At 64.8% G+C, this 15,939-nt stretch carries 15 protein-coding genes and 2 pseudogenes; 10 read left to right on the forward strand and 7 right to left on the reverse strand.

The window, feature by feature from the left end:
* Positions 1-3 precede the first annotated feature (3 nt).
* From BG28_RS02635 to BG28_RS02650, 4 genes are all read right to left on the reverse strand, one after another.
* Positions 4-786, reverse strand: a complete 783-nt coding sequence (locus BG28_RS02635; protein WP_036473935.1) for an SDR family NAD(P)-dependent oxidoreductase — start codon at positions 784-786, stop codon at positions 4-6.
* Entirely contained in the window at positions 783-2,183 is a 1,401-nt protein-coding gene (locus BG28_RS02640) for an MFS transporter (RefSeq protein WP_051500875.1), read from the reverse strand. Before BG28_RS02640 ends, BG28_RS02635 begins: the two co-directional genes overlap by 4 nt.
* Positions 2,164-3,117 carry a polysaccharide deacetylase gene (locus BG28_RS02645; RefSeq protein WP_084479357.1) on the reverse strand — a complete coding sequence of 318 codons (954 nt, stop codon included), beginning with the start codon at positions 3,115-3,117 and terminating at the stop codon, positions 2,164-2,166. The genes BG28_RS02640 and BG28_RS02645 overlap by 20 nt, the downstream gene beginning before the upstream one ends.
* Before the next feature lie 69 nt (positions 3,118-3,186).
* The gene (locus tag BG28_RS02650; RefSeq protein WP_036473940.1) at positions 3,187-4,194 is read right to left on the reverse strand and encodes an asparaginase; all 1,008 of its coding nucleotides are present in this window, start codon (positions 4,192-4,194) and stop codon (positions 3,187-3,189) included.
* Between the two features lie 162 nt (positions 4,195-4,356).
* Here BG28_RS02650 and BG28_RS02655 point away from each other — a divergent pair, with 162 nt between their 5' ends.
* The 9 genes and pseudogenes from BG28_RS02655 to BG28_RS02680 all read left to right on the forward strand — a co-directional run bounded on the left by BG28_RS02655 (position 4,357) and on the right by BG28_RS02680 (position 12,916).
* Entirely contained in the window at positions 4,357-5,394 is a 1,038-nt protein-coding gene (locus BG28_RS02655) for a LacI family DNA-binding transcriptional regulator (RefSeq protein WP_036473942.1), read from the forward strand.
* A gap of 62 nt (positions 5,395-5,456) precedes the next feature.
* Complete coding sequence (locus tag BG28_RS02660) at positions 5,457-6,518, forward strand: hypothetical protein (protein ID WP_036473943.1); 1,062 nt, start codon at positions 5,457-5,459, stop codon at positions 6,516-6,518.
* A gap of 132 nt (positions 6,519-6,650) precedes the next feature.
* Positions 6,651-7,337, forward strand: coding sequence for a hypothetical protein (locus BG28_RS14125; RefSeq protein ID WP_051500876.1), 687 nt, complete (start codon positions 6,651-6,653; stop codon positions 7,335-7,337).
* A gap of 358 nt (positions 7,338-7,695) precedes the next feature.
* Complete coding sequence (locus BG28_RS14130; RefSeq protein WP_051500877.1) at positions 7,696-8,694, forward strand: hypothetical protein; 999 nt, start codon at positions 7,696-7,698, stop codon at positions 8,692-8,694.
* Entirely contained in the window at positions 8,691-10,043 is a 1,353-nt protein-coding gene (locus BG28_RS02670; RefSeq protein WP_051500878.1) for an McrB family protein, read from the forward strand. The genes BG28_RS14130 and BG28_RS02670 overlap by 4 nt, the downstream gene beginning before the upstream one ends.
* Positions 10,040-11,266, forward strand: coding sequence for an McrC family protein (locus BG28_RS02675; RefSeq protein WP_036473944.1), 1,227 nt, complete (start codon positions 10,040-10,042; stop codon positions 11,264-11,266). The genes BG28_RS02670 and BG28_RS02675 overlap by 4 nt, the downstream gene beginning before the upstream one ends.
* Positions 11,267-11,428: 162 nt before the next feature.
* On the forward strand, positions 11,429-11,560 hold the full coding sequence (locus BG28_RS16440; RefSeq protein ID WP_255342461.1) for a hypothetical protein: 132 nt from the start codon (positions 11,429-11,431) through the stop codon (positions 11,558-11,560).
* A 43-nt stretch (positions 11,561-11,603) separates the two neighbouring features.
* A pseudogene (locus tag BG28_RS16445) lies at positions 11,604-11,906 on the forward strand (aldehyde dehydrogenase family protein); the annotation flags it as partial.
* Positions 11,840-12,916 (forward strand): aldehyde dehydrogenase family protein, encoded by a 1,077-nt coding sequence (locus tag BG28_RS02680; protein WP_255342462.1) that lies wholly within the window; start codon positions 11,840-11,842, stop codon positions 12,914-12,916. The pseudogene BG28_RS16445 and the gene BG28_RS02680, both read left to right, overlap by 67 nt.
* A 3-nt stretch (positions 12,917-12,919) precedes the next feature.
* On the opposite strand, the gene BG28_RS02685 is transcribed toward BG28_RS02680, so the two are convergent.
* Positions 12,920-13,522 (reverse strand): TIGR03085 family metal-binding protein, encoded by a 603-nt coding sequence (locus BG28_RS02685; RefSeq protein WP_036473946.1) that lies wholly within the window; start codon positions 13,520-13,522, stop codon positions 12,920-12,922.
* 52 nt (positions 13,523-13,574) lie between these two features.
* Here BG28_RS02685 and BG28_RS02690 point away from each other — a divergent pair, with 52 nt between their 5' ends.
* Positions 13,575-14,120 (forward strand): TspO/MBR family protein, encoded by a 546-nt coding sequence (locus BG28_RS02690; RefSeq protein WP_084479360.1) that lies wholly within the window; start codon positions 13,575-13,577, stop codon positions 14,118-14,120.
* A gap of 124 nt (positions 14,121-14,244) precedes the next feature.
* On the opposite strand, the pseudogene BG28_RS16655 reads toward BG28_RS02690, so the two are convergent.
* Both BG28_RS16655 and BG28_RS02700 read right to left on the reverse strand, forming a co-directional pair.
* Positions 14,245-14,376 (reverse strand): annotated as a pseudogene (locus tag BG28_RS16655) (glutaredoxin family protein); the annotation flags it as partial.
* Between the two features lie 14 nt (positions 14,377-14,390).
* Positions 14,391-15,917 carry a TIGR01777 family oxidoreductase gene (locus BG28_RS02700; RefSeq protein ID WP_036473949.1) on the reverse strand — a complete coding sequence of 509 codons (1,527 nt, stop codon included), beginning with the start codon at positions 15,915-15,917 and terminating at the stop codon, positions 14,391-14,393.
* Between the last annotated feature and the right edge of the window lie 22 nt (positions 15,918-15,939).

A 15,939-nucleotide genomic window follows, 5' to 3' on the forward strand; every position in this document is an offset into this window, starting at 1 on the left:
ACCTCAGCCTCTCATCGCGACGGTCAGGCCGCCGTCGACCGTGAGTTCTTGTCCGGTCAGGTAGTTCGCATCGGCCGAAAGCAGGAAACCGATCACGCTGGCCACCTCCTCAGGTCTGCCCACCCGACCCCAGGGGATATAGTCCCCTGCGGCCTTCAGCCCCTCGGGGCCCAGTGAGTTCACCGAGTCCAGCGACTGCGGAGTTTCGATCAGCCCGGGGATGACCGCATTCGCGCGGATCCCGCGCGGTCCGAACTCCACCGCCAGGCTGCGGGTGAGCCCGATGACCCCGGCCTTCGCGGCGGCGTAGTGGGCATGTTCGGCCCAGCCGTAGTAGCTGCCCACGATCGAGGAGGTCGCCACGATCGAGCTCCCCTGCCCCAGGTGCGGCAGGGAGGCCCGGACCAGTCGCATCACGCCATGCAGGTCCACCTGCAGCAGCTCGTCCCAGCTGGCGTCGTCCATCTGAGCGAACGGCGCCTGGCGCAGGATCCCGGCGTTGGCCACCACATGATCCACGGTCCCGTAATGGCCCACCGCCGCGGCGATGAACGCGTCGGTGGACGCGGTGGAGCTGACATCGAGGTCCAGGATCACGCCCTCTCCCCCGGCCGCGGTCACCAGGTCGAGGGTCTCCTGCGGGTCATGCGGGTCCTTGCCGAAGTGACCGATCACCACCCGGTGACCCTTGCCGGCCAGGTACTCCGCGGTGGAGCGCCCGATCCCGGAGGCGGCCCCGCTGATCACGGTGACCGGCGCCGCGGTGGCTGTGTTCTCTGCGGTCATCGGTTGCTCCTCGCGGCCTGAACGACCTCGTCGGTGGGGCGCAGCGCCGGGATCGGCACCTCCTCGCGCGGGACATCGGTCTCGACCTTCTTGGCGAAGAGCATCACCAGTCCTGAGACGAAGGTGCCGATCGCGCCCACCACCAGCGCTGCGGTGGCGAACTCGAAGGCGGCGGCCACCAGTGCGGTGAGGATGAACCCGCCGATCACGGCCCCGGGCTGGCTGAAGGCGCTGATGAACGCGGAGCCGGTGGCCCGGCAGTCGGCGTCGTAGCATTCGGCCTGGAAGTACATGATCGCGGCGTAGGGGCCCAGCAGGAAGAACAGCCCGACCATGTAGAGCGGGAGCACGAATTCAGGGTTGTTCGGGCCCAGCATCATCACCGCGAAGGCCACGCCGGCGATCAGCCAGCCGACGACGACGACGTTCTTGCGTCCGAACTTATCGCCCAGGAACCCGTGGGTGAGGTAGCCCAGGGCGCCGACCAGGTTGGCGCCGACGATCATCAGCAGTGCGCTGTCGGCGTCCACGCCCTTGCCTGACTCCAGCACCGAGGTGCCCAGCACCGAGAAGGTCGCGATGCCGAACCAGTTCAGCGTCCAGGCCAGCGAGAGCACGATGGTGTTGCGGCGGTGCTTGCCGTTGAAGATCCGCTTCAGCGGAACCTCTTTCTCCACCCGGAGACCGGTGGCGGCCGAGAGCGCCTCGGCCTCCTCCGGCTTGCCTGCCTTGCGCAGGTCCCGGATCTTCTTCATCGTCGTGAACTGAGGGGTCTCCTTGAGCAGGAAGTAGATCAGGGCGAAGACGACGATCGAGGGGATGATCGAGAGCAGGAACGCGACCCGCCAGTTCTCCGCGCCGAAGAAGTGCGCGGTCAGCGCGACGAAGCCTGCGGCCAACAGGGCGCCCACCGGCCACCCGGACTGCACCAGGGAGTAGAAGAAGCCCTGGTTGCGCTTGATCCGCTTGGACTCGGTCTGCGCGAAGATCTCATTGAGGTAGGTGCCGTTGACGTTCTGCTCGGCCAGGCCGAGCCCGGTGAAGCCGCGCACGGCCACCACGGAGGTCGCCCCCTGGACGGCCGCGGTGGCGACACCGGCGACAGCGGTACCGCCCACCGAGGCCATCATGCCTTTGCGCCGGCCCATCCGGTCCACCAGCGGACCGAAGATGATGATCACGATGAAGATCGCCGCGCTGGCCAGGGTGGAGACCAGCAGCGCGAAGCTCTGGGTCCAGCCGAAGGATTCCTCGATGCGCGGCAGCAAGGTGCCGAAGAGGATGTAGTCGTAGACGGCGATGCTCCAGGCCACGAAGCAGATGACCGTGACCAGCACGGTCTGCTTCGCGGGGATCTTCGCCATGGGCTTGGGCTGCTCAACTGCTGGGGTCGACATCAGTTGTCCTCATTCCGGTGCAAGTGGAGGGTCTTGTGGGGGGGGTGCTCAGCTGGCGGGGTGAGCGCTTGATGAAGTCATCGGCGATGGTGTCGAACTGGGCCCACTTCACGCCGTCGTGGGAGTTGATGTGCTCGATCAGGCGCTCCAGCATCAGCAGCACCTGCGGGCGGCCGGAGACGTCGGGGTGCACGGTCATGGTGAAGACCGCGTAGTCGTTCTCCCGGTAGATGTAGTCGAACTGGTCACGCCAGATCTCCTCGAGGTGGCGCGGGTTCACGAAGCCGTGGCTGTTCGGGCTGCCCTTGATGAACATCATCGGAGGCAGGTCATCGAGGTACCAGGAGGCCGGGATCTCCACCAGGTCGGTCTCCTCGCCACGGACCAGCGGCTTCATCCAGGTACTGGCCGGCTTGTCGTAGTTGATCTTGGAGGCTTCCCAGTTGTCCCCGACGCGCACGTAGTAGGGCTCGAAGTCCCGGTGCATCAGCGAGTGGTCGTATTTGATGCCTTGTTCCAGCAGCAGCTCGTTGGTGACGGTGGAGAATTCCCACCAGGGGGCCACGTAGCCGGTGGGCCGGCGGTCGCTGCGCTTCTCGATCAGGTCGATGCAGTAGGTCAGGATGTCGGTCTCCTGCTCGCGGGTCATCGCGATCGGGTTCTCGTGGCTGTAGCCGTGGACCCCGATCTCATGCCCGGCGGCGACGACCTGGTCGAACTGCTCGGGGAAGGTCTCGATGGAGTGACCGGGCCAGAACCAGGTGGCGGGCAGGTCGTACTTGGCCAGCAGCTTGTTCAGCCGTGGCACCCCGACCTCACCGGCGAACATGCCGCGGGAGATGTCTCCCGGGGAGTCCTCACCGCCGTAGGAGCCCAGCCAGCCGCCGACCGCGTCGACGTCGATGCCCAGTGCTACGTAGATCTCTTTAGCCATGATGTAAGTCCTCTTTCTCTACTTGTTTTCCGTTGCGTGTACTTCTCTGCCAGTTCCTGCTGTTCTGACTCAGCGCGCGGTCTGCACCCAGCGCTCGAGCCGGTCTTTGGTCTCTTCTCGGGCCCCGGTGCTCAGCAGCAGTGCGAGCAGCACCCGTGCCTGGGTCCCGGGCAGATCTCCCAGGGCCACCGCCCCGGCGGCAAGCGCGTCCACCGCTCCCCCGCCGCTGTAGATCGCGGCCACCGAGCCGCCGAAGGTCCGGCTGGCGAGCCCGACGACGACGCCGGCCTGCGTGGCCTCGGCGATCGCCTCCACCAGGGCGCTGCCTGGATTCCCCGCACCTCCGCCGAGGACGATCAGCCCTGCGGCGCCGGATGCGATCGCGCTGCGGATCAGCGCGCCGTCGGCCCCGGGGTAGGACAGGACCATGTCCACCCGTTGGTCACCGAAGTTCTGGGTGGGGTGGGGCAGCCGGGGAAGGCTGCGCGGTCCGAAGTAGTACTGCGGCTGGGCCTCGGTGAGCCGGCCCAGCATGCCGCCGCTGGGATGGGAGAACGGCTGGAGCGCAGAGGCGTGAGCCTTGCGCAGCGGCAGCGCGGTGTGGATCTCTCCCCCGAAGCACAGCAGCGCCCCGTGGAAGCGGGAGGCGGGATCGGCGGCGACCAGAATCGCGTCGCGCAGGTTCCGCGGGCCGTCGCTGTCGGGGTGATCGGGGCTGCGCTGAGCGCCGGTGAAGACCACCGGGCGGTCGTCGTCATGGGTCAGCGCCAGCAGTGCGAGGGTCTCTTCGATGGTGTCGGTGCCGTGGGTGACCACGACGCCGTCGACCTCGGGACGTTGCAGGATCTCACGCACCGCGGAGTCGATGCGGGCCAGGTCGGAGAAGCTGAAGTTGAAGGAGTTCTCCACGGAGATGTCCTGCGTCTCGACCTGGATCTCGCTGATCAGATCCGCCAGGGCATGGTGCTTCAGCGCCGCGAGCAGCTGCGCGGCGGAGTCGCTGGCACGGGATCCCCCGGCGGCGTTCTCCCGAGAGGAGATGGTGCCGCCGGTGGCGAGAAGGACGATGCGGGACAAGAGGGCCTCAATTCGATCGGTGCGTCGTATGAGGTAGATCTCACCACACACAATCGTTTACGGCAATCGATTTCGTAGACTTCTGTGTTAATTGCTTGTAAAGCCTCTCCGGCGGCTTCAGGGGTGCGAGAGGGCGATAGGCTGACACAGCAGGAGGTGCAGATGGCACAGCAGAGGGCACGAGCGGTCACCCAGCGCGGGCTGGCCGAGCTCGCCGGAGTCAGCGTGGCCACGGTCTCGCGCGTCCTGGGCTCTCCCCCGGATCAGCGGCATCGCTGGGCGGCGCCCGAGACGGTGCGCACCATCCTTGCGCTCGCGGAGGACCATGGCTACACGCGGAACCCCCACGCCGCGAGCCTGCGCACCGCCCGCTCCAACCTGGTCGGGGTGATGGTGCCCCGACTGCAGGACTTCGTGCTCGCGACGATCTATGAGGGCATCGAAGAGGCCGCGATGGAGAACGGGATCAACACCTATGTGATGAACTCCCTGGATGACACGGCCCTGCAGCGCACCCGCACCCGGGCGATGATCGACCGCCGAGTGGATGGACTGATCTTCGGCGACGCCCACCTCGATGACACCTTCCTCGATGAGCTGCGCGAGCAGGGGGTGCCGCTGGTGCTGACCTCCCGACGCCGCGAGGGCCATGTCTCGGTGACCTGCGACGACTACCTCGGCGGCCGCCTGGTGGCCGAGCACCTGCTCGAGCTGGGACGCACCGACGTCGTCGTCCTCGCCGGACTGGAGTTCGCCTCCACCGCCTATGACCGCACCCGTGGGCTCATCGACCGCCTGGCCGAAGCCGGGGTGGAGGTGCCGGAGAACCATCTGATCTACCGCGGCTTCGACACCGCCGCCGGTCGCCAGGCGATGGGCGAGATCCTCGAGGCGGGGATCCGACCGAACGCCGTGTTCGCCACCAACGATTTCGCTGCCATCGGCGCGCTGGGGGTGTTGCAGGACCACGGGTTCTCGGTGCCCAACGATGTGGCGCTGATCGGCTACAACGACACTCCACTGGCCGAATCGGTGGGGATCCCGATGACCACGATCCGGTCCAAGATGCACCTGATGGGCCGCGAGGCACTGCTGACCCTGCTGGCGCTCATCGCCGGCAAAGAGGTCTCGTCCCAGAAGCTGGAGCCCGAACTCATCGTCCGGGCCTCCTCCGCAGTGAGCGTCCGCGGAACCAGATAGACCGATCGCCTACCCACCAGAATCCCCTGGTGTCCAGGCCGGGACATGAAGGGAATACACACATGTCATCCTCCGACACCCCCATCAGGGTGATGCTGGTCGCAGACCCCGGCGTGGCCGCGCGCCGCATCGAGAAGATCAAGGAAGCGTTCCTGGCCGAGGCGCGCGACATCTTCGTCGACGATGTCACGGTGGAGATGGAGATCCGAAGTCTGCGGATCACCCCGGAGGGGAGCCTCGACATCGAGGCTCTGAGAGAACTCGACGCAGATCACCTCGACGCCGATGCCGTGCTGATGCTCACCGAAGTCCCGCGACACGTCGAAGGACGACCTCTGGTGGCGGAGATACTCGCCAAGAATCGGACCGCAGTCGTCTCCTACCCGACGCTGGGAGTGCGCTCGACCAAGCGAAGGATCCGTGAGATCTTCATGGACTGCCTCCTCCGGTTGCTGCCGGATTGTCACGGGCCGCTGCAGAAGGAATACCGACAGCGATGGACCCGTTGGCAGCCGGTCGAGCCCAGCGGTCGGCACCGCCTGTTCGCCCACCCGGGCACCGGCGAAGTGCGCACGCTCTTGGGCATGACGGTCGCCAACGACCCCTTCCGGACCGCCCCGAAGCTCTCCGGCGCTCTCGCCGGCGCAGCTGCGGTAGGCGCCTTCGGCATCTTCTACTACTCGATCTGGGAGATGGCTGACGCCCTGAGCACGGCGCGGCTGCTCTCCATCGGGGGTGCGGTGATTCTGAGCATGGTGGCCTGGCTGATCTTCACCAACCGACTCTGGGACAAACCCACGAACAAGGATCTGGCACGGGTCTTCTGGCTCTACAACGGGTCCACTGTGCTGACTCTGCTGATCGCGGTGTCGATGCTCTACGTGGCGTTGGTGGTGACCATTCTCATCGGCGCACTCGTGGTCATCGATCCAGACTTCCTGGCAGATCTCATCGGCAGCGAGATCAGCTTCTTCAACTACCTCGACATCGCCTGGCTCAGTGCCGCGATGGGGGTCGTGGCCGGAGCCGTGGGCTCCACCTTCGACTCCAGCATGGATATCCGCCGCATCACCCACGGCCAGCGTGAGTCCCAGCGGCGGTATTCGGAGGACGAGCTGGAGTAGAGGGTTTTCTTGGCGGGTTGCGATTCATGTCCGTGGTCACATCTAGGGTGATTTTCACTGATGCAGAACACGCATTGTTCTCTGCGTCAGCCCACTGGATCTCCAGTGGATCGCCCGAGGGAAAGGGACACCATGAATCACTCACACCATGATCAGCACCCGACAGACCAGTATCCGAGTACGCAGTATTCCAACGATCAGTATCAGCCTTACCCGCCCGCTGCGGGCGGGGCGGAAGCACCAGCCAAGAAGCGGCGGCGCTGGCCGTGGATCGCTGGGATCATCGTCGCGCTGCTTGCTGGGGTTGGGATCGGCAACAGCGGAGAGGCCGAACCGGAGATCGTCACGGAAACTGAGACGGAGACCATCACCGAAGAGGTGGAGGTAGAAGTCGAAGTCGAACCGGCGGATCTTGAGGAGCGCCGCGAGGTGATCGCGGAGGACGAAGAATCCCTTGAAGCCAGAACCGCTGAGCTAGATGATCGGGAAAGCGCGCTCGACTCCCGTGAGCAAGAACTGGCATCCCAGGCGGAGGAAGAGGTCGAGACCGAGGAAGCTGATCAGGAAGAGACGTCGGTCTCGGATTCCGGCTCCATCCCGGGCTCAGGAACCTTCCTCATCGGCGAGGAGATCCAGCCAGGCACCTACCGCACCGAGGACACCTCAGGGTTCTGCTACTGGGCTCGACTCTCCGGCCTCAGCGGCGAGTTCGACGACATCATCACCAACGGCCTGCCTGAGGGACAAGGATTCGTCACCATCGCCGAAACCGATGTCGCCTTCGAGACCAGCGACTGCGGCGAGTGGGTCGCGCAGTAAGCGTTCCCCCGATAACGCCGGGTGAGTCCGGGGTCCCCCGGACTCACCCGGTTCCACACTTTGAGAGTGAAGACTCGGCGACTAACCATCACCATCGTGGCAATCCCACTATGTGATGCCGACTCAACCCCCGGCCTCACAGGCTAGCCTGGACCTAACGGCACGCTGATGAGGGGATTTCTCAATGGATACAGATGCGCAGCGCGCGGCGCGAAGTACGTCGGCGACTCATTTGCCCTCCCGACGATTCGCTGGACGCAGGTTCGACCTGGTCTGGTCTCAGGAGGGCTACCTATGGGACACCCCGTCTGGCACGTACCATGTTCGCGATTGCTCCGCAGCTCCTGACTCGGCCGTCATGGTGGCGCTCGATGAAGTTCAGCAAGCCTGGCGAGAGCAATCCGCTGAGGCGGTCACCGTCGGTGTCGACTCCCGCTTCTGTCTCAGTTGTCTGATCGGACCTGAGGACGCGACCGTCTACGTTGGACCAGGCGAAAGTTATCCCGCCCACGTATCGGCGATGGGCGACGCTGCACGGTTCGTACTGGGGCATCTCTTCGGCGACGGGCTCTCCGTCATCGACCCCAGCCGCAAGATCTGGACGCCCGAGAATGCTGAGTATCTTCGAAGTGCCATCCAGGATGATCCAAATGAGGGTCCCGGAAGTTTCATGGAGAAACTCGAACTCCAACTGAAGAATGCTCCCCGAGATGTGGTGCTGCTAGCAGCTGAGTCCATCTACCTCCGCAGCCTCCCGTTGATGAACCTTCGACCGGACACGAAATTGGGGTACATCGAGACCCTGTTGGCCTGGCTTCCAGACAAGCCCGCTGTCCCCGAGCTGATGAGACTCTGCCTGAATTTGCCCGGCATCTTCCATGGAGGGCAGGGGTACAACCAGCAGTTCTGGAAGCAGATGATCTGGATGGCTCTGTTTGCCAAGTCCTGGACAACACTCTCAAGGCCAGCCCAACATGAAGCGCGAGAGGACCCCTGGCGATTTAGGGACATCACAGACGCTGTCCCATACGAGCAGCCTTCCATGAGGAACACACTCAGATTCCTGGCGTTCCCTTTCGTCTTCGAGCACCTGATCAGCGAGAAACACAAACGCGCGTTGTTCGACGGACTTAGTGGTCTCGCCCCGGATCTTCAGCTCTCCTCTGACCTCGACCACGACCTGTACCTCTTGCGAAAGCATCTCGAGGAAGACGCAGAGACCAGAATCGATTGGTTTGCCGAGCCCTGGTACTCAACATGGCAAAAACGGACCTGGGAAGCACCCACGCCTGGGCGGTGCAACCACGGACCGAAGACGCCGGTGCCACGTCCAAGTGGCTCAAGGAAGCAGCCATGAGTTACAACGCCTCTTACCTGAGATCGCTTGAGCCCGGATCAGACTTCGTGACGGTCAGAAATCGAGTCTTCGACGCATACCGGCACCTCGACTCGGCCCGCCGCCTGATCCTCGCCGAAGAAATCCACACCTTCATTTCCCGAATGGAGGAAGGCGACGCCGTAGCGGTGCGAGACGGATCAGCCATATGGGTGGGTCGAATCTCAGGAGAAGGCAACTTCGACCCTGACCTCCACGAAATCCGTCGAGAAGTGACATGGAACGAAGAGCCTGTGTCAATTGACGCGCTCCCCGAACATGTGTCCTCAGAGATTGATGAGTCTCCCGGCGTCGTCGAACTTCCCGGGTCGCTGCCTTACCTGCAAGACATGCTCGAAGATGACTCAACCTTCCGTGAAGATGTCCAGACCTCTGACTCAACACCCAATCTCAATGACATCGCCCACAGCGGTGAATTGCGACCAGCTGGCCCCGCTCTGGCCGATCAGCTCCACATGGACCAGATCTGGCTCGATGAGATGATCTCCGTGCTCGAGGAACGCCGCCAGATCATCCTGTACGGACCTCCTGGCACCGGCAAGACCTTCCTGGCGCGCGCCATCGCCCGGCACGTGACCAACCAAGAACCTGAGATCGTGCAGTTCCACCCCTCCTATGCATACGAGGATTTCTTCGAGGGGTACCGCCCGAGCCCGACGGATTCCGGTGGACTCGGCTTTGACCTCAAGCCTGGACCCCTGCGACGCCTCGCTGCCAAAGCGACCAACGATCCACAGCGGCCATACGTCCTCCTCATCGACGAGATCAACCGAGGGAACCTCGCCAAGATTTTCGGCGAGATGTACTTCCTACTTGAGTATCGGGACGAGCACATCCGACTGCAGTACTCCTCGGGAGAGAAGTTCCGGCTCCCTCCGAACCTCTACATCATCGGCACGATGAACACGGCGGACCGCTCCATCGCAATGGTTGACACCGCAATCCGTCGCCGGTTCGCGTTTCTAGAGATGCACCCAGACAGCACCCCCGTCGCTGGGCTGCTCGACCGTTGGCTTCGTGCTCGAGGATTCTCCGCGACGCGCGCACGTCTCCTTGAGGCGCTCAACGACGAGCTTGGAGAGGAGAGCCGAGACCAGCACATCGGGCCTTCTTATTTCATGCGCACCCAGGCCGCGACCGAAGTCGGTCTCGAACGGATCTGGAAGTACGATCTTCTGCCGCTCTTGGAAGAACACTTCTACGGTATTCATTCTCCAGCCGAGGTGGCTGAGCGCTTCAGCTACCGACAGATCAGAAGGCAGCTTCTCCGTGGAGAAGGAGCCTCCGAAGCCACGGACTCCGTATTGTGAACCGGCTCGACCTCACGGAGAACGGGAAGGGTGTGGTCCTCGCCCTGTCTGAGGACCTCGTCGAGGCGCTTACGGTTTCAGACCTCATCGATGTTTGGCCGGAACGTCATGGGCAATGGCTGCTGAAGCCAAAACTCAATCGAGTGGGCGCACTGCGGGCCGGTCAGATGGACGTCGTCGTCCACCCCAAGGCGCCGTTCCATTCACTTTTCTTCATGATCAGCTACGCCCGGCACCCGAGCGAGCCCGCCGACGTCGTCTCTGGGTCCGCTGATGATGATCTCTGGTCCTCGGTGGCCAAAACACTGGTACTGCTGAGCCGACGCGCGTTGGACCGTGGCCTGCTACACGGATATGTATCTCGCGACGATTCACTGATGACCGTCAAGGGGCGTCTGCGCCTGTCCGATCAGCTTGCTCGGCACGGCGGCATGCCAGTGCCTTTGGAAGTTAGCTACGACGAGTTCACGACAGACATCGCTGAGAACCAGATTCTGCTTGCGGCACTTCAGCGCATGGTGCGTGTCCCAAGACTCTCTCCCAGCGTTCGGGCAGAGCTCAGCCAGCTGATTCGACGCTTGCATGGAATCGAAATGATTCACCCGGCGGCCCCGCTGCCGCCGTGGACGGCCTCACGAAAAAACCGTAGGTACCTTCCCGCGCTGGACCTGGCGGAAACCATCCTTCAGTCCACCGGACTGAGCCTGAACGGGGGACACCAGAACGTCGCATCGATGACCTACAACATGGCTGACGTGTTTGAGAACTTCCTCTTCGTCGCCATAAGAGAGTCGCTGCGGGGACTCGGCCCGGGAAGCACCAGGGACCAGTACCGGACCGTTCTAGACACTGACCGAACAGTCCCGATCCGACCTGACATCGTACACACGCTGGATGGCCGACCAGTCGCCGTGGCGGATGTGAAGTACAAGGTACTCGGAGAAAGCTCGGGCGTACCTGCCGAGGATGTCTACCAGGTGCTGGCCTATTGCACCGCGCTGGGTCTGCACACGGGGCACCTGATCCATGTCGCGAAGTCCAACGAAGTTGAAGGGCCACGGCGCATCCACATCACCGGCTCGAGCATCACGATCCAACTCTCAGGTCTCAATGTCACTGTCGAGCCTGCGGGCCTGCTTGATCAGATACGACTGATTGCGGAACGGGTGCACGTCAAACAACGGACCACAGCAACGGTCGAACCGGTCGCCTTCGTCCAATAGCACCCGAGAAGGCGCGTCGCAGGATCCCAAGCCCATGCCAAACGACCTTCCGTGGAAGTCGACATATACACACCTGGCACTTGAATAGATCTGTGTCACGGATCACTATGGAGATAGTCAACACTGACATGCAGTCTTCCCCTCCCGAGAGGTCACCCCACCATGTCCACCACCTCCACCCTGAACAAGACCGGTCTCCTCGATGACGCCCGCTGGGAAAGCAACATCTTCACCGGGCAGTGGCAGACCGGCGGCGGTGAGCTGATCCCGATCACCGAGCCCGCCACCGGGTGAGAGCCTCGGCACCGCCGGCGGCGCCTCGGTCGAGGACGTCGACCGCTCGGCCACCGCCGCAGCCGCCGCGCAGAAGCAGTGGGCTGCCATGAAGCCCTCCGAGCGCGCCGCCGTGCTGCGCCGCGCAGGGGATCTCTTCGAGGCCCACGCCCAGGAGATCGAGACCTGGATCGTGCGTGAGACCGGTGGCGTGCCCACCAAGGCCGCGCTGGAGACGCACGTCGCCGCGGCCGGAGTGCTTCGAGGCGGCGGACGCTGCCCTCTGCCCCGGCCGGCGAGGTGCTCAGCACCGAACAGCCGCGCTGGTCCTTCGCGCGGCGCCGCCCGGCCGGCGTCGTCTCGGTGATCTCTCCGTTCAACTTCCCGCTGATCCTCTCCATCCGCTCCGTGGCCCCGGCTCTCGCGCTGGGCAACGCGGTGCTGCTGAAGCCGGATCCACGCACCAGCGTCTCCGGCGGCGTGGTCATCACACGGATCTTCGAAGAAGCCGGGCTCCCCGCCGGCGTGCTGCACCTGCTGCCGGGCGGCGGCGAGGTCGGCAAGGCACTCACCGAGGCCCCTGAGGTGCGCATCATCTCCTTCACCGGCTCCACCGCGGCAGGCCGCCTGGTCGGTGAGACCGCTGGCAGGCTGCTCAAGCGCGCCCACCTGGAACTTGGCGGCAACAACGCCCTGGTCATCCTCCCCGGCGCCGACCTGGACAAGGCCGCCTCCGCCGGGGCCTTCGGCTCCTTCCTGCACCAGGGGCAGGTCTGCATGACCACCGGACGGCACCTGGTGCATGAGTCCCTGAAGGAGGAGTACATCGCGAAGCTGAGTCAGAAGGCGAAGCACCTGCCCGTGGGCAACCCCGCCGAGGACGGCATCGCGATCGGCCCGATCATCGACGCCAAGCAGCGCGACCGGATCCACTCGATCGTCCAAGATTCCACCGCGCAGGGTGGCACCGTGGAGGCCGGCGGCGAGTTCACCGACCTGTTCTACTCCCCCACCGTGATCTCCGGGATCAGCATCGACAACCCGGCCTGGGCCGAGGAGATCTTCGGCCCGGTGGCCCCGGTGATCTCCTTCTCCACCATCGAAGAAGCCGTGGAGATCATCAACGGCAGCGAATACGGACTCTCGGTCGGTGTGCTCGGTGATGTGGGTCTGGCGATGAAGATCGCCGACCAGGTCGACTCCGGCAAGGTCCACATCAACGAACAGACCGTAGGCGATGAGGCCAATGCGCCCTTCGGCGGGGTCGGCGATTCCGGCACCGGCTCCCGGGTCGGTGGGGCCAGCGCGAACATCGAGTCCTTCACCGAGACCCAGTGGCTGACCGTGCGCTCGGAGATCGCGCCCTACCCGTTCTAAGCCTCAGGCCTCGCCGATGCTGACCTGGGCCTTCTCCTTGCGGCCGAAGGCCCAGAGCAGCAGCTCCTCGGGTGCCCCGGTGATCTTGCGCATCGGGGCAGAGGCCGGGCCGGACGTCGTCGAACCGTAGCCGGGGCTGACGAAGGTGATGCGCTGCTTCGCGGAGCGGGCGGCCATGGGGAACATCATCGACCCCTGCTTCCACAGTCGTCGGCGCAGCTTCTCGGAGATGCTGCGCGGATGCTTCGGGTCGAAGTCAGGCTGTGCGCGCAGCACGTCTTCGGTGTGGATGTAGAACTCTGCGGTGTTCATCAGGTCATTCAGCGGCGGGAAGCTCTGCGGGAAGTACGACGGCGGCCCGGCCTGCACCCGCTCCACCAACGACTCGTACCCGGTGCTGCGCAGGTTCTTCAGGGCCTTGCTCGCCCGGTCTCCGACCAGGGGGAGGCTCGGTCCGATGAGCAGGTGCGGGTGGGAGTCCCGGATCACGATGTGCAGCGCGAGATCCTCCGCGGCCCATCCTTCACACAGCGTGGGGGCATCGGCGGAGACGCTGCGCAGGGCAGTGACCAGGGCTTGGCGTTGCTCGGAAGCTGTGGAAGTCATAGGCCCAAGTGTATGGTCGGGTGCATCGATTGGGTACGGGAAGGACCATGACATGACACCGCAGGCACGCACCGAAACTTGGCTCGAACCACATGGCTCCCCGGACTCTACGGTGAAGCAGCTCATCGTGCTGATCCTCTTCGTCGGGATCCCCCAGGCCGTGGGATTCCTGGGAAGCATGCTCACCGCTGAGGAGACCGACGGCTGGTACGCCGCGGCGGACAAGGCGGCCTGGACTCCGCCGGATGCGGTCTTCGGCCCGGTCTGGACCGTGCTGTATCTGCTGATGGGCGTCGGCGCCTGGTTGGTCTGGCGACGTCGGCACAGCGTCAACGCCACCCCGGCCCTGGCGCTCTTCGTGGGACAGCTCGTGCTCAACAGCATCTGGTCCCCGCTGTTCTTCGGCGGCTACCCGGTCTTCGGGACCGCGGCGCTCTGGGCGGCGATGGTGCTCATCGTGGTGCTGATCGCCGCGATCGCGCTGACCATCTGGCGGTTCTGGCCGATCTCCCGAATCGGGGCCTACCTGCTGCTGCCCTACCTCGCCTGGACGCTGTACGCCTCCACGCTGAACTTCTACATCGCCCTGATGAACTAGGGCTGGAGCTCCAGCTCCTGCAGCTTGGCCTCGCGTCCGCGTTGGAGGGCTCCACCTGGTGGGAGCCGTCCGGGTAGACGACCACCGGGATCCGTTTGCGCCCGGAGATCTCCTCGGCCACCTTCGCGGCGGCCACGTCCTGCTCCAGGTCGATGTAGTCGTAGTCCAGCTCCAGCGCGTCGAGCTGGGCCTTGGTCCGCCGGCAGTCCCCGCACCACTGCGCGCCGAACATCCGGATCTTGGTCTCTGCTGCCATCGGTGCTGTCTCCTTCAGCTGCCCAGGACGTGTTCGAGGGCTTCCTGCAATGTGTGGTGCCGGAACGCGTAGCCCAGGGCTTGAGCCTTCACCGAGGTCACCTGCTGATCCGCGCCGACGATCTCCTTGGCGCCCTGCTCACCGAGGACCAGCTTCGGACCGAAGGCAGGCACCGGGATCGCCGAGGGGCGACGCATGACCGCGGCCAGCGTCTTGGAGTACTGCTTGGCGGTGACGGGCTCGGGGCCGACTCCGTTGACCGGGCCTTCGGCGTGCGGGTTCAGCGCCAGGTGCACGAAGAGCGAGGCGATGTCATCGATGCTGATCCAGCTCTGCCATTCCTTGTCTCCCAGCGGTCCGCCGGCGCCGACGGTGTAAAGCGGGAGCAGCTGGGACAGGGCGCCGCCGGCGGGCGTCTGCACGATCCCGGTGCGGACCATCCCGACCCGGACGCCCGCCTTCTTCGCGGGTGCGGTGCTCTCCTCCCACTTCTTGCAGACCTCGGCGAGGTAGTCCGTGCCGGCCGGTGAGTCCTCGGTCAGGATGGCGCTGCGCAGGGACCGATCCTCCGGCGTCGCACCGTAGTAGCCGATGGCGGAGCTGCTGATCAGCACCCGGCCACGCTGATCAGCTTCCTCCAGGTGCGCGAGCGTGGTGGCGATCAGTGAGGTGCCCTCCACGCGGGAGTCCAGGACCTTTTTCTTGTGCTCCTCGGTGAAGCGGGCGGCCAGCGGGTGCCCGGCGAGGTGGATCACGGCGTCCACATCACGCAGCGACTCGGGGTCCAGGGTGCCGGCCTCGGGATCCCAGAGGATCTCCCCGTCGCTGCCGCTCGAGGAGCTCCCGCTGCCGCGGACCATCCGGCGGACCTCGATGCCGGCACCGCCGAGCAGCGCGCAGACCTGACGTCCGATCAACCCGGAGGCGCCGCTCACGGCCACGACCTTGATCGGGGCGGCCTCGGGCCGGTGGTGCGAATCCTGGTTCAGCTGTGAGGCCAGACGGCCATGGGACTGGTGGAAGGCGAGGTCATCGCTGCTCTGCCGGCCGCGGTAGGCGAAGATCCGGTTGAGCTCGGTCTCGAACTGGCGGGCGACCACCTTCTGGACCGCGGCGGGGAGCCTGTCCACCACGGGCAGCTCATAGGTGACCTTCTCGCGCAGCACCATCCCGGCGCCGTCGTCCTCGAAGCTGCGGTCATGCCGCCAGGACTTCGCGGGGCCGGAGATCATCTCATCGGAGAAGCTGTGGCCGGCCTTGAAGTTGGTGTGCCGCGAGCGCCACTTGGTGTAGCCGCGCATCGGCAGCGAGCTGGCCGAGCCGGCCATGTCCATCAGCCCGGCGAGCGTGGTGCCGAAGAGGCTGGGCATGTTGATCCCGAGCACCGACTCCGAACCGTCCTGCAGACCGTTGCTGGGCTCCTCGATCACCCGGCCGGCGAAGGGCGGATGCAGCCGGACCAGCGCGCCCGGACGGGCGTACCAGTCGAAGACGTCTTCACGGGAGAAGGGCAGGTGGGTCTCGTACTCGAAGATCGGCATAATGCCTCCTGGTAGACCTGGC

The sequence above is a fragment of the Nesterenkonia sp. AN1 genome (genome assembly GCF_000582475.1).
Taxonomy (GTDB): domain Bacteria; phylum Actinomycetota; class Actinomycetes; order Actinomycetales; family Micrococcaceae; genus Nesterenkonia; species Nesterenkonia aurantiaca.

Excerpts from the sequence above, each read along its gene's own strand:
- BG28_RS02635 (WP_036473935.1), bottom strand. The coding sequence starts at position 786 with ATGACCGCAGAGAACACAGCCACCGCGGCGCCGGTCACCGTGATCAGC.
- BG28_RS02640 (WP_051500875.1), bottom strand. The coding sequence starts at position 2,183 with ATGTCGACCCCAGCAGTTGAGCAGCCCAAGCCCATGGCGAAGATCCCC.
- BG28_RS02645 (WP_084479357.1), bottom strand. The coding sequence starts at position 3,117 with ATGGCTAAAGAGATCTACGTAGCACTGGGCATCGACGTCGACGCGGTC.
- BG28_RS02655 (WP_036473942.1), top strand. The coding sequence starts at position 4,357 with ATGGCACAGCAGAGGGCACGAGCGGTCACCCAGCGCGGGCTGGCCGAG.
- BG28_RS02660 (WP_036473943.1), top strand. The coding sequence starts at position 5,457 with ATGTCATCCTCCGACACCCCCATCAGGGTGATGCTGGTCGCAGACCCC.
- BG28_RS14125 (WP_051500876.1), top strand. The coding sequence starts at position 6,651 with ATGAATCACTCACACCATGATCAGCACCCGACAGACCAGTATCCGAGT.
- BG28_RS14130 (WP_051500877.1), top strand. The coding sequence starts at position 7,696 with ATGGTGGCGCTCGATGAAGTTCAGCAAGCCTGGCGAGAGCAATCCGCT.
- BG28_RS02670 (WP_051500878.1), top strand. The coding sequence starts at position 8,691 with ATGAGTTACAACGCCTCTTACCTGAGATCGCTTGAGCCCGGATCAGAC.
- BG28_RS16440 (WP_255342461.1), top strand. The coding sequence starts at position 11,429 with ATGTCCACCACCTCCACCCTGAACAAGACCGGTCTCCTCGATGACGCC.
- BG28_RS02685 (WP_036473946.1), bottom strand. The coding sequence starts at position 13,522 with ATGACTTCCACAGCTTCCGAGCAACGCCAAGCCCTGGTCACTGCCCTG.
- BG28_RS02690 (WP_084479360.1), top strand. The coding sequence starts at position 13,575 with ATGACACCGCAGGCACGCACCGAAACTTGGCTCGAACCACATGGCTCC.
- BG28_RS02700 (WP_036473949.1), bottom strand. The coding sequence starts at position 15,917 with ATGCCGATCTTCGAGTACGAGACCCACCTGCCCTTCTCCCGTGAAGAC.